Consider the following 13,103-nt stretch of genomic DNA (forward strand, 5'->3'; position numbering starts at 1 on the left):
CTTTATTCCTCCAGTTGATGAAGACTTCTGCTGCGGATTTCCGCCAGCAGTTTGTCAACGACTTCGCTAACATCCATGCTTCCTAAGTCTTTGCCGCGGCGGGTACGAACAGCAACTTTGCCTGATTCGACCTCTTTATCGCCACAAACTAACATGTAAGGAACACGGCGCAGCGTGTGTTCGCGGATTTTAAAGCCAATCTTCTCATTTCTCAAGTCGGCTTTAACGCGAATGCCTGCATCTTGCAGTTTTTTAGTTAATTCTTCGACATACGGCGCTTGTGAATCAGTAATGTTCATGATCACAACTTGCACCGGCGCCATCCAGGTCGGGAAGAACCCGGCGTATTCTTCGGTCAGAATACCGATGAAGCGCTCCATGGAACCCAGAATAGCACGGTGAATCATTACCGGGACCTGACGGTCGTTGCTTTCGCCAATATAGGAGGCGTTCAAGCGACCAGGTAATGAAAAGTCGAGCTGCACGGTACCACACTGCCACGCACGATCCAAACAATCATGCAAGGTAAATTCAATTTTCGGACCGTAGAACGCACCTTCGCCCGGCTGATATTCGAATTCAATCTTGTTTTCGGTCAGTGCTGCAGCCAGGTCATCTTCTGCCTTAGTCCACATTTCGTCAGTACCAATGCGCTTCTCAGGACGGGTGGACAGTTTCACCACGATCTTTTCGAAACCAAAAGTGCTGTACATGTCGTACACCATGCGAATACAGCTGTTCACTTCGTCACGAACCTGCTCTTCGGTACAGAAGATGTGGGCGTCGTCCTGAGTGAAACCACGAACCCGCATCAGGCCATGCAATGCGCCCGATGGCTCATTACGGTGGCAGCTGCCGAACTCGGCCATACGCAGCGGCAGGTCTCGGTAGGACTTCAGACCCTGGTTGAAGATCTGAACGTGACCCGGACAGTTCATCGGTTTGATGCAGTATTCACGGTTTTCAGAAGACGTGGTGAACATCGCTTCTTTGTAGTTTTCCCAGTGACCTGTTTTTTCCCACAGTACGCGGTCCATCATGAACGGACCTTTGACTTCCTGATAGTCATAAGACTTCAGTTTCATACGTACGAAGGCTTCGAGCTCACGGAAAATAGTCCAGCCGTCGTTGTGCCAGAACACCATGCCCGGCGCTTCTTCCTGCATGTGATACAGGTCGAGTTGCTTACCGATTTTACGGTGATCGCGCTTGCCGGCTTCTTCCAGACGCTGAATGTAGGCATTCAGTTGCTTTTTGTCTGCCCAGGCAGTGCCGTAGATACGTTGCAACATTTTATTGTCGCTGTTGCCACGCCAGTAAGCACCGGATGTTTTCTGCAGTTTGAAATGATGGCAGAAACGCATGTTCGGTACGTGCGGGCCGCGGCACATATCGACGTATTCTTCATGATGATACAGGCCCGGACGATCATCATGGCTGATGTTTTCATCCAGAATCGCGACTTTGTATTCTTCACCACGGCTTGCAAAGGTATCGCGCGCTTCCTGCCAGCTGACTTTCTTTTTAATAACGTCGTAATTCTTTTCAGCCAGTTCGTGCATGCGCTTTTCAAGCAGTTCAATGTCTTCCTGAGTGAGCGTACGATCTAAATCGACGTCATAATAGAAGCCATTATCGATAACCGGGCCGATAGCCATTTTGGTGTCTGGCCACAATTGTTTGATGGCATGACCCAAAAGGTGCGCACAAGAGTGACGCAAAATTTCAAGACCGGCTTCGTCTTTAGCGGTGATGATCGCCAGTTGCGCGTCGGTTTCAATCAGATCGGTTGCATCAACCAGTTCGCCGTTAACACGACCAGCGATACAGGCTTTCGCCAGACCAGGACCGATATCGAGAGCAACATCAAGAGGTGAAACGGGGCGATCAAAAACGCGCTGGCTTCCATCAGGAAGAGTAATGACAGGCATGTTAATTCCTTAATCTACAGTGGTGCCCCACACGACAGAGCACATCTAGAAAAATATTTGAGTTTAATTTCATGTAGTTATTCACGCTATTCAGCTTTACTTTGCCAAATATAGGCACCCTGGAATACATCACGTAATTGTATCGGGATGCGACGTGAAAACAGACAGCGAGTTTACCACCCGTAAAGTGCGAATTTCCAGCAACCTGTGTTGCTTAAGATGGATATTTTTCGTGTAATCCCCTCCGGACACGCTAAGGTAAACATAAACGCTTTTTAAAAGGGAAATTTATGTCAGAAGTCAGCCTGTTATTCCAGGCCATCGGATTGGGTTTAGTGGTGATTCTTCCGCTGGCAAATCCGTTAACCACCGTTGCCCTTTTGCTTGGGCTATCCGGAAACATGACAGCTCAGGAGCGAAATCAGCAGTCACTGATGGCCTCGGTATATGTTTTCATTATCATGATGGTCGCCTACTACGCCGGACAACTGGTGATGAATACCTTCGGGATTTCAATTCCCGGCTTGCGTATTGCGGGCGGTCTGATTGTCACATTTATCGGTTTCCGAATGCTTTTCCCTCAGCAACACGTTGAAGAGAAAGTACTGATGGAGAATAAAACCGAGGAGATGAAACGACAGGATTCACCGAATATCGCGTTTGTGCCGCTGGCGATGCCCAGCACCGCGGGTCCGGGTACTATTGCGATGATTATCAGCAGCGCATCAACCATAAGAGAAGGTTCAGATTTTCCTCACTGGGTAATTTTAGTGGCGCCGGTGCTTATTTTCTTTCTGGTCAGCCTGATTTTATGGCTCACATTGCGCAGTGCGGGCGGCATTATGCGTCTGGTTGGGAAAAGCGGGATTGAAGCAATTTCGCGGCTGATGGGATTCTTGCTGGTCTGTATGGGCGTGCAGTTTGTGATTAACGGCGTGACTGAAATTATTTCTCATTTCCCGCCAGCAGCCTGATTCGCTACTGACGGGAAACGGAACTTAACGCATCGCCAGATAGGCGCTGTTCACTTTCCACAAATAACGCGGAGCCTGAGGCGCCGGATGTTTCTGCTGCACATGCTGGTAAAACTCTTGCGGAGACATCTGATTAATTTTCGCAATTGCGTATGTTTTATCTTTCGCGAAGGTTCTCAGTAATGCTCCAGCCCCGTTAACGTAGGCCACCGTCGTTGCATAACGACGGGTTTCCGGATTACTGATCCCCGCCAGCTGCTGCTGGAGGATACTCAGATACGCCGTGCCCAAGTCGATATTCATCGCGGGATCTTTCAGCTCATGAGCGCTGGGCTGCCCGTAACGTCCTTTCATCCGGTAGGCATCGCGTCCTGCCGTTGAGGCCTTTAGCTGCATTAACCCAATCGCATTCGATTTACTGACAACGGTTGGGTTATATCCAGATTCAACCTGAATGATTGCTTTAACAAGTGTTTCGTCGACGCCGTAAGTATTTGCCGCCTGGTGAATAACATCACCATAAGGCCCCGGATGCATTAATGAAGTTTCGCTTTGTATGGGTGGCGATGGATTCAAAAAATGCGTGGTTTTAACCGGTGTTTCTTTAGCGCAACCCGCCAGTAAAAGCGCGGCCATCAAATAAAGAATTTTTGGTTTCACGTTTTCTCTCTCGCGACTGGGACGAGGGCTAGCATATACATCTTCTTCCCACACCTGAATATATTTTTAGTCTATTATTATTATTGTTTTGTTAAACAAGGGGGTTAGACACATGTCGATAAGACAATTCTGCATATAAAACCTCTTTTGCGTCACATATTCTGAAATTAACAGATTCATTGATTACACTCTCAGTTCAGTCACGACACAATTCGCATAAATTAACAGCATCATCTGATTCAGCCGTGCGCGGGATCGGGTTTTTGAACCACAAAAAACGCTAACTTAATGAATTATCGGGCCAGTCAGAAGGGGTGATACCATGTGGCAAGCCGTCAATCGTTTGTTGAGTGAACACTTGGGCAGTGCTGAAATCCGCGAACGTGTTGAACTGCCGGGAGGAGAAATTCACCCGGCCTGGCGGTTGAGCTACGGTGACAGGGATGTATTCGTGAAGTGCAATGCGCGCGAAATGCTCCCTATTTTCGCGGCTGAAGCCGATCAGCTCGCACTGCTTGCCCGAAGTCAGACGGTTCGCGTGCCAGAGGTTTATGGTGTTGGCAGCGATCGTGACTACAGTTTCCTGCTGCTGGAATATATCCCGCAAAAGCCTCTGGATGCCCATAACGCCTACATTTTAGGGCAGCAACTTGCCGCGTTACATCAGTGGAGCGAGCAACTGCAATTCGGTCTTGATTTCGATAATGAGCTGGCGACCCTGCCGCAACCCAACAGCTGGCAGCGGCGCTGGGCGACATTCTTTGCCGAACAGCGTATCGGGTGGCAGTTGCAACTGGCGGCGGAAAAAGGAATGACGTTCGGCAATATCGAAGATATCACAGCAATGGTTCATGCCCGCTTACAGAACCATCAGCCTCAGCCTTCTTTATTACACGGCGATTTATGGCCGCACAACTGTGGCCTTTCCGAACACGGACCGGTCATTTTCGACCCCGCCTGTTACTGGGGCGACAGGGAATGCGATCTGGCTATGCTTCCGCTGTATCCTAATGTTCCGCCACAATTATATGACGGTTATCAAAGCAGAACGCCGCTTCCGGATGACTTCATTTCAAGACAGCCAATCTACCAGTTATATTACCTGCTAAATCGCAGTAATTTATTCGGAGGGCAGCACCTCGTTGTTGCTCAGCGCGCTATTGAAAGACTTCTCCACGACGATATTAATTAGCCTGGTAAATGTTTTACTGCATAAACAAATAAGGCCTGAATAATGAAGATATTCAGGCCTTATTTATGAGAATGATAAATCAGATGTTACAGAAAGTAATCTCAGATCAACCTGCAATTAAACCTAATAATTTCAAAATGAAATACGCAACGACTGCAATAACGATGGGCAGAATATAGAGCGGAAAATACTGCACCAGAATCGTATGTCTCGGGATGACAATCCGTTCTTCAATCTGTGGTCGTGTACGCCCTTCTGCACCTTTCGCCTGCTCAAGGATCAGTTGATCCTGGATCCCTTCACGGATATGTTTCACCTGACGGGACATTCTTGCGCCGGATGCCTGTAACGCAAGACCGACAAAAATCAGCCAGTAGATAATAAAGAATACGATGTTGGCGGTGGTCACGCCCTGCCCCAAAGCGGGTACGGGGGAGTTGTACCAGAAAACGTTAAGAAACGAGGTGTTGAACTTCACCATATCGACCATCACGTGGACGAAATCCAGCATAACGGCATTGATGCCCTGCTCAGTTTTAGTGTGTTCATTAATAAAATTAAGCAATGAAATCAGTGTTGAAAGCAGCGCAGGGATAAAAATAATCCATCCTGCAATCCGTTTAATCACTGCCACGCGTCCGGCTTGTTGATACGTCATGAATTCCCCTTGTTAGGACACCTAAAGCAACACGTAAGTTTACCCACAGAAAGTATTTTGCGCCCAATGTTTTAATCAGTTACTGGCGTTGCCTGCCTGAAACAGCGTTCCTGACGGTTTTCCTGACCGTCCCTATATCGCATTTCACCCTCAGAACCGGCGGTGTTAGAGTAAAGCCTTAATTCACTTTTACGGAGTCCGCTTTCATGGCTTATGTTCGCCCTGTTAATGCAGCAATTTTCGATATGGATGGTCTGTTAATTGATTCTGAACCGCTTTGGGTTCAGGCAGAACTGGACGTTTTCGGTAGCCTCGGCGTCGATATTTCTCAGCGACATTTACTGCAGGATACGCTGGGGTTGCGCGTCGATCAGGTGGTCAGAATGTGGTATCAAACGCTGCCATGGCAAGGGCCGACGCAGGACGAAGTGTCTAAAATGATCATCACGCGCACCGTCGAACTGGTGGAACAAACACGCCCTTTGCTGCCGGGTGTGAACCAGGCACTTGAGCTGTGTCGTGACAGCGGTCTGAAAATTGGCCTCGCGTCCGCTTCTCCTTTATTTATGCTCAGGGCGGTTCTTGAGATGTTCAGCCTGCAATCCTATTTTCAGGTGATCACTTCGGCAGAAAACCTGCCTTACAGTAAACCGCACCCGGAAGTTTATCTGCTCGCAGCCGGTGAATTGCAGGTTGACCCTCTGAACTGCGTCACGATGGAAGATTCCTTTAACGGGATGATTGCCACGAAAGCCGCACGCATGCGCTCGATTGTTGTTCCCGCCAGTGAGTATCGCGAAGATCCGCGTTGGGCGCTTGCCGACACGAAACTCGCGACCCTTGAAGCTTTAGAGCCATTACATATCCTCTGAGACCTATTCCTGGGTAAACCGGCGCAAAGCCATCCCGCTTCTGTGCCGTTCCCTGCTTCAACCTGACTTCGCATTTTCCCTGCCACATTTCCCCGGACAGCGTTTAATTTCGCGAACCATGAACTGCCTCATAAAATAAATAAAACGTTATTTCATTTTTATTGAATTCATATGCCAATGAACCTATGCTGCGTTTAACAAGGACGAGCCGGGAGCTCTCCTGCTTCTGTACGCTGTCACTGCCACGCAACGGTCAGACTCGCCCGGCACGTCCCCCTTTATTGCAATCCTATGAGAGGCACCGACATGCAAGTTCGTCAAAGCATCCACAGCGACCACGCCAAAACGCTGGATACCGCACAATTACGCCGCGAATTCCTCATCGAGAAAATCTTCGAGAAAAACGCCTGCACCATGACCTACAGCCACATCGATCGCATTATCGTCGGCGGTGTTATGCCCGCTGAAAAATCAGTTTCGATAGGTGATGACGTTGGTAAACAACTCGGCGTGAGTTATTTCCTCGAACGCCGCGAGCTTGGCGTGATCAACATCGGCGGGCCGGGGCTTATTGTGGTTGACGGAACAACTTATGAGATTGGTCATGAAGAAGCGCTGTACGTCGGCAAAGGCGGGAAGCACGTTGAATTCAGCAGCGTTGATGCCGCAAAACCCGCCAAATTCTACTACAACAGCGCCCCTGCGCACACGACGTTCCCTAACAAAAAAATCACGCTGGCCGAAGCGTCTCCTCAAACTATTGGCGACGCGGCCACCAGCAACCGCCGCACCATCAATAAATTCATCGTGCCTGACGTTTTAGAAACCTGCCAGCTGACGATGGGCTTGACGAAACTCGAAGAAGGCAGCCTGTGGAACACCATGCCTTGCCATACCCACGAGCGTCGTATGGAAGTGTATTTCTACTTCAATATGGAGGAAGAAACCGCCGTGTTTCACATGATGGGGCAACCACAGGAAACGCGTCATTTGCTCGTTCATAACGAACAGGCGGTCATCTCACCGAGCTGGTCAATTCATTCCGGTGTAGGCACGAAAAACTACACCTTCATCTGGGGAATGGTTGGCGAAAACCAGGTATTTGACGACATGGATCACGTCAAAGTCAGCGAACTGCGCTAACCCTTGTGCTCTGCTGCACGGCAGCGGAGCAAATTATCCATTAATGGCGAACGTGCCGTGCAAAAGAGACTTTGAATATGATCCTCAATGCGTTTGAATTAAGCGGCAAAGTCGCAATCGTGACCGGTTGTAACACCGGACTGGGCCAGGGTATGGCGCTGGGACTGGCACAAGCCGGTTGCGATATCGTAGGTATTAACGTTTCAGCGCCAACCGAAACGGCCGAAAAAATCACGGCAACCGGCCGCCGTTTCCTCGACCTTCGCGCTGACCTGAGTAGCATTACGGGCATTCCCAAACTCATCCAAAAAGCGGTCAGCGAGTTTGGTCATATCGATATTCTGGTAAACAACGCCGGTATCATTCGCCGGGAAGATGCTATCGAGTTCAGCGAGAAGAATTGGGACGACGTGATGAACGTGAACAGCAAAACACTGTTCTTCATGTCTCAGGCCGTGGCTAAGCAGTTCATTACGCAAGGTACTGGCGGTAAAATTATTAACATTGCGTCCATGCTTTCCTATCAGGGCGGCATTCGCGTTCCTTCTTATACGGCATCAAAAAGTGCCGTCATGGGCATCACCCGGCTGATGGCTAATGAATGGGCGAAGCACAATGTTAATGTTAACGCCATTGCACCGGGCTATATGGCGACCAACAATACTGAACAACTTCGTGCGGATGAAGATCGCAGCAAAGAAATTCTTGATCGCATCCCCGCCGGGCGCTGGGGCTTGCCGGAAGATGTCATGGGCCCCGTGGTATTTCTGGCGTCGAAAGCCTCGGATTACGTTAACGGCTATACCATTGCCGTTGATGGTGGATGGCTGGCGCGATAGCAACCCAATAAGTGACAATAAAAAGGCGTATTTTTATACGCCTTTTTCTTTTTTATCTTATCGTTGACAATTAGTTACAGGGTGTCTCTTCCAAGATTGTGACAGTTTCACTTATACTGGATAAAATAACAGTTATCCAGTTCGGACGCGTCATGACGGCGGAAGGCCACCTCATTTTTTCAATTGCCTGTGCAGTGTTTGCGAAAAAGGCACAGCTCTCTCCGGAACTGGCGCACGGTGACTGGTGGCATATTATTCCGGGGTCGCTGCTGACGTGCCTGCTGCCCGACATCGATCATCCCAAATCACTGATTGGCCAGCGCCTGAAATGGATTTCCGCTCCGATCGCGCGGGCATTCGGGCACCGTGGATTCACACACAGCTTGCTTGCCGTCGCGGGGGGTATTTTCCTGCTACGCACCCATTTCCCTCATGACTGGGTGATCCCCATCGATGCCTTTCATGCCATGATAATTGGTTATCTGAGCCATATTCTGGCCGATATGCTGACACCAGCCGGTGTTCCATTATTGTGGCCATGCCGCTGGCGTTTTCGCCTGCCGCTAATCAACAGTCAAAAAGGCAATCAGCTCGAACGTACGTTATGTCTGATGCTGGTCGGTCTGACGCTATTCTGGCCTGACTGGACGCCCATTATTGGTGCAATAAATCCGGATATTTTTAATCACATTCTGAAATTATTCATATGACAAGCATAAAATACCGCCATTTTGGTGATATTTGGTACGAATCAAACCTAAAAGTTATAAAGCATTCTTTTTGGATATAAATGTTCAGGTGCCAAACTGATATCCTGCTCACCATTGCTTTGGGATGGTGCAATCCCTGTTGGGAACACCCGTTTTAAATATCAAAACTATAAGTCTGGAGTTCGGTATGAATCTTCCGCTCGTTCTTAACGTAGTGGTTTTCGTTGTCCTCCTTTTGCTGCTGGCGCAAACCCGCCATAAGCAATGGAGTCTGGCAAAAAAAGTCTTACTTGGTCTGGCCATGGGTGTGGTGTTTGGCCTGGCTTTGCAGCTGATCTACGGTTCCGATGATCCGGTACTGAAAACCTCTATTACCTGGTTTAATATTGTCGGTAACGGCTACGTCCAGTTACTGCAAATGATAGTCATGCCGCTGGTTTTCGTCTCGATTCTGAGCGCGGTAGCGAAACTGCACAACGCGTCATCGCTGGGCAAAATCAGTTTCCTGACTATCGGTACCCTGTTGTTCACCACGCTGATTGCCTCGCTGGTAGGTATCTTTGTGACCGGTCTGTTTGGTCTGACCGCTGATGGGCTGGTTCAGGGGACGCAGGAAACCGCGCGTCTGACCGCTATCCAGTCCAACTACGTGGGCAAAGTGGCTGACCTGAGCGTGCCTCAGCTGATCCTTTCCTTTATTCCTAAGAACCCGTTTGCTGACCTGACAGGTGCAAGCCCAACGTCCATCATCAGCGTGGTAATTTTCGCAGCTTTCGTTGGCGTTGCGGCACTTCAGCTGGTTAAAGATGATGCTGATAAAGGCCCGCGCGTTCTGGCCTTTATCGATACCCTGCAAGCCTGGGTGATGAAACTGGTTCGTCTGGTCATGAAACTGACTCCATACGGTGTTCTGGCACTAATGACCAAAGTGGTTGCCGGTTCCAACATTCAGGACATCATTAAACTGGGCAGTTTCGTGGTGGCATCTTATCTCGGTCTGGCCATCATGTTCGTAATTCACGCTGTGCTGTTGTCTTTCACCGGCGTTAACCCGGCGAAATTCTTCCGTAAAGTCTGGCCAGTGCTAACCTTCGCGTTCACCAGCCGTTCCAGCGCTGCCACTATTCCGCTGAGCGTTGAAGCACAAACTCGTCGTCTCGGTATCCCGGAATCGATTGCCAGCTTCGCAGCATCCTTTGGAGCCACTATCGGCCAGAATGGTTGTGCCGGTTTGTATCCGACAATGCTGGCCGTCATGGTTGCGCCAACCGTGGGCATCAACCCGTTTGATCCGGTCTGGATTGCCACGCTGGTCGGCATTGTCACACTGAGCTCCGCCGGTGTTGCCGGTGTGGGCGGCGGTGCGACTTTCGCGGCTCTTATCGTATTACCGGCGATGGGTCTGCCTGTCACGCTGGTCGCGCTGTTGATCTCCGTCGAGCCGCTGATTGATATGGGCCGTACTGCCCTGAACGTAAGTGGTTCAATGACTGCCGGTACAATCACCAGCCAGCTTTTAAAACAGACAGACAAAGCAGTGATGGATTCTGAAGAAGCCGCTGAACTGGCTCATCGCTGATCCCGGTTCGCTGAAAACAAAAAACCGAAGCCAATGGCTTCGGTTTTTTTATATCTGCATTACTTATGCAAAGACTCAGAACGGGTAGTCGTGAAAACCAATCTGCTCAGAAATGTTGCGCGCGGCGGTGTGCAGCATTTCAACGTAGTGCGCTTTGCTTTCTTCTGAGAAACGGATAGTCGGGAACGAAATACTCAGGCCAGCAATCACCACACCAAAGCGGTCAAACACAGGAACCGCTATGCAACGAAGCCCCTGTTCCTGCTCTTCGTTATCTTCGCCATAACCCTGCACGCGCACCTGATTAAGCGCAGTCTGCAAATCGGCGGCATTCATAATGGTGTTTTCAGTGCTGCGGGTAAATTCGATTTCCTGCAAAAGGGCGCTGACTTCCGCTTTATCGCCCCAGGCCAGAAGCACTTTACCGATCGCCGTAGTGTGCAGCGGATTACGGCGGCCAATACGTGAATGCATGCGCAGGTTGTACATCGAATCGATTTTATGGATATAGACAATACCGTCTTCATCCAGTGCGCCAAGGTGGATCGTTTCGCGGGTCAGACGGGACAGTTCACGCATTTGAATATCAGCACTGCGGATCAGATCCACATTTTGCAGTGCTTTCGCCCCTAACTCGAATAACTTCAAAGTGAGCGAATACTTCTCAGATTCCCCTTCCTGCGCCACGTATCCCAAAGATTTCATCGTCTGTAAAAAACGGTAGACGGTACTTTTGGACATCATAACGCGCTGAGAAAGTTCAGTAATACCAATCTCCCGCTCTTCGCCCAAGGCCTGCAAAATGCCAAAAACTTTCAGAACGGAAGAAACAGAATCGGGTTGCTTATCAAGATCTGCGATAGCCATAGGATGAATTACCTGCTCGCGTGAGTTTTGTTTCAAAAAAAATAGAACGTAGTTTTTATTATAGTGGTAAGCATCGACGAGAAGCAATCTACCCGATGCGTGAGAATGTAAGAACTGTTAAGCCAGTTTCAGAACTGAGAGAACAGTAAAAAATTCATTACATCATGTGACAATTGTCACTTTAGCTTCATTAGCGTAGTAATATTCCCCTCTCTGATGACTACGCACTGACATAACTCATGACACTTACACCCAACGACGGGCTTCCCGTTCCACAGCGCTACGGTGCGATCCTTGCAATCGCTCTGGGTATTACCGTTTCGGTGCTTGATGGCGCAATCGCGAATGTGGCGTTACCCACTATTGCCAATGATTTTCATGCCAGCCCGGCGGCCTCAATCTGGGTCGTGAATGCCTACCAACTGGCAATAACCATTTCATTGCTCTCTCTGGCGTCTCTCGGTGATATTTTTGGCTATCGCCGCATCTATCAGACCGGCCTGCTGGTATTCAGCATTACGTCGCTCTTCTGCGCTCTTTCCGATTCGCTGCTGACGCTGACCGTCGCGCGCGTATTGCAGGGGTTCGGGGCTGCGGCGATCATGAGCGTCAATACCGCGCTGATACGCATTATTTATCCGCAACGTTTTCTGGGTCGTGGCGTCGGGATTAATGCGCTGATTGTTGCCGTTTCGTCCGCCGCAGGGCCGACTATTGCAGCAGGGATTTTGTCCGTCGCGTCGTGGCAGTGGTTGTTTGCGGTGAATGTTCCGATTGGTATTGTCGCGCTGATTCTGGGCCTGAAATTTCTTCCGGCCAACTCAACACGCAGTCAGGGGCAGCGTTTTGATATCACTAGCAGCGTGATGAATGCGCTGACGTTTGGCCTGCTCATCAGTGCAATCAGCGGTTTCGCGCAGGGTCTGAACCATCTGCTAATTTTGGGCGAAGTGATCGCGCTGCTGATTATTGGCTGGTTCTTTGTCCGCCGCCAGTTATCGAAACCTTTCCCGTTGCTGCCGGTGGATTTGCTGCGCATCCCGATTTTCAGCCTGTCGCTGGGCACGTCGTTGTGCTCTTTCAGTGCCCAAATGCTGGCATTCGTTTCACTGCCCTTCTTCCTGCAAAATACGCTGGGGCTGAACTCTGTAGATACCGGCCTGCTGCTGACGCCGTGGCCGCTGGCAACGATGGTGATGGCACCAATCGCCGGCCGTCTGGTCGAGCGTTTCCATCCCGGAATGCTGGGCGGGATCGGGTTGATTATCTTTTCATTCGGGCTGTTTTCGCTCTCACTGCTGCCGCCAGAACCTTCACATCTGAACATTATCTGGCGCATGCTTCTGTGCGGTGCGGGCTTTGGTTTATTCCAGTCACCGAACAATCACACAATCATCAGTTCCGCACCGCGTAACCGCAGCGGTGGCGCCAGTGGCTTGCTGGGAACTGCCCGTCTTTTAGGCCAGACGACCGGTGCAGCAATGGTTGCCCTGATGTTTAACCTGTTCCCGTCACACGGGACGCATGCTTCGTTAATTATGGCCGGGACACTCGCCGGTGCAGGCGCGCTGGTCAGTCTGATGAGAATGACGCAAAAAACCAGCAGCCAGCAAGCTGCTGAGAGTTCTAAACCGTAAGTTTCGCAAAGCAAAATGCCTGGCATAAGCCAGGCATTTTT

Annotated in this window: 12 protein-coding genes; 8 read left to right on the forward strand and 4 right to left on the reverse strand. The window is 49.9% G+C overall.

Annotated elements, in window-relative coordinates; translation table 11 throughout:
- Positions 1 to 2: 2 nt before the first annotated feature.
- The gene (gene thrS / locus M2403_RS01980) at positions 3 to 1,931 is read right to left on the reverse strand and encodes a threonine--tRNA ligase (RefSeq protein WP_101077102.1); all 1,929 of its coding nucleotides are present in this window, start codon (positions 1,929 to 1,931) and stop codon (positions 3 to 5) included.
- A 290-nt stretch (positions 1,932 to 2,221) separates the two neighbouring features.
- Between thrS and M2403_RS01985 the strand changes: the two genes are divergently transcribed.
- On the forward strand, positions 2,222 to 2,905 hold the full coding sequence (locus tag M2403_RS01985; RefSeq protein ID WP_152325690.1) for a MarC family NAAT transporter: 684 nt from the start codon (positions 2,222 to 2,224) through the stop codon (positions 2,903 to 2,905).
- A gap of 24 nt (positions 2,906 to 2,929) precedes the next feature.
- Here M2403_RS01985 and M2403_RS01990 read toward each other — a convergent pair whose 3' ends face one another.
- Complete coding sequence (locus M2403_RS01990; RefSeq protein ID WP_152326331.1) at positions 2,930 to 3,565, reverse strand: transglycosylase SLT domain-containing protein; 636 nt, start codon at positions 3,563 to 3,565, stop codon at positions 2,930 to 2,932.
- Between the two features lie 322 nt (positions 3,566 to 3,887).
- Between M2403_RS01990 and M2403_RS01995 the strand changes: the two genes are divergently transcribed.
- On the forward strand, positions 3,888 to 4,757 hold the full coding sequence (locus tag M2403_RS01995) for a fructosamine kinase family protein (RefSeq protein WP_152325689.1): 870 nt from the start codon (positions 3,888 to 3,890) through the stop codon (positions 4,755 to 4,757).
- 106 nt (positions 4,758 to 4,863) lie between these two features.
- Here the strand turns inward: M2403_RS01995 and M2403_RS02000 are convergent, their stop codons facing one another.
- Positions 4,864 to 5,415: a YniB family protein gene (locus M2403_RS02000; RefSeq protein WP_152325688.1), complete on the reverse strand. Its 552-nt coding sequence runs from the start codon at positions 5,413 to 5,415 to the stop codon at positions 4,864 to 4,866.
- A gap of 206 nt (positions 5,416 to 5,621) precedes the next feature.
- On the opposite strand from M2403_RS02000, the gene hxpB reads away from it, so the two are divergent.
- The 5 genes from hxpB (at position 5,622) to M2403_RS02025 (ending at position 10,558) form a co-directional block, all read left to right on the forward strand.
- A complete protein-coding gene (gene hxpB, locus M2403_RS02005; protein ID WP_259228486.1) occupies positions 5,622 to 6,287 on the forward strand; it encodes a hexitol phosphatase HxpB in 666 nt (221 codons plus the stop codon).
- A gap of 306 nt (positions 6,288 to 6,593) precedes the next feature.
- Positions 6,594 to 7,430: a 5-dehydro-4-deoxy-D-glucuronate isomerase gene (gene kduI / locus M2403_RS02010; RefSeq protein ID WP_152325686.1), complete on the forward strand. Its 837-nt coding sequence runs from the start codon at positions 6,594 to 6,596 to the stop codon at positions 7,428 to 7,430.
- A 77-nt stretch (positions 7,431 to 7,507) separates the two neighbouring features.
- Positions 7,508 to 8,269: a 2-dehydro-3-deoxy-D-gluconate 5-dehydrogenase KduD gene (kduD, locus tag M2403_RS02015; protein WP_259228487.1), complete on the forward strand. Its 762-nt coding sequence runs from the start codon at positions 7,508 to 7,510 to the stop codon at positions 8,267 to 8,269.
- A gap of 152 nt (positions 8,270 to 8,421) precedes the next feature.
- The gene (locus tag M2403_RS02020) at positions 8,422 to 8,979 is read left to right on the forward strand and encodes a metal-dependent hydrolase (protein WP_104922575.1); all 558 of its coding nucleotides are present in this window, start codon (positions 8,422 to 8,424) and stop codon (positions 8,977 to 8,979) included.
- A gap of 187 nt (positions 8,980 to 9,166) precedes the next feature.
- Positions 9,167 to 10,558, forward strand: a complete 1,392-nt coding sequence (locus M2403_RS02025) for an L-cystine transporter (protein WP_152325684.1) — start codon at positions 9,167 to 9,169, stop codon at positions 10,556 to 10,558.
- 75 nt (positions 10,559 to 10,633) lie between these two features.
- On the opposite strand, the gene kdgR is transcribed toward M2403_RS02025, so the two are convergent.
- Positions 10,634 to 11,425 (reverse strand): DNA-binding transcriptional regulator KdgR, encoded by a 792-nt coding sequence (kdgR, locus tag M2403_RS02030; protein ID WP_152325683.1) that lies wholly within the window; start codon positions 11,423 to 11,425, stop codon positions 10,634 to 10,636.
- A 239-nt stretch (positions 11,426 to 11,664) separates the two neighbouring features.
- Here kdgR and M2403_RS02035 point away from each other — a divergent pair, with 239 nt between their 5' ends.
- Complete coding sequence (locus tag M2403_RS02035; protein WP_259228488.1) at positions 11,665 to 13,062, forward strand: MFS transporter; 1,398 nt, start codon at positions 11,665 to 11,667, stop codon at positions 13,060 to 13,062.
- Positions 13,063 to 13,103 lie beyond the last annotated feature (41 nt).

Source organism: Rahnella sp. BIGb0603 (assembly GCF_024808755.1).
Taxonomy (GTDB): Bacteria; Pseudomonadota; Gammaproteobacteria; order Enterobacterales; family Enterobacteriaceae; genus Rahnella; species Rahnella contaminans.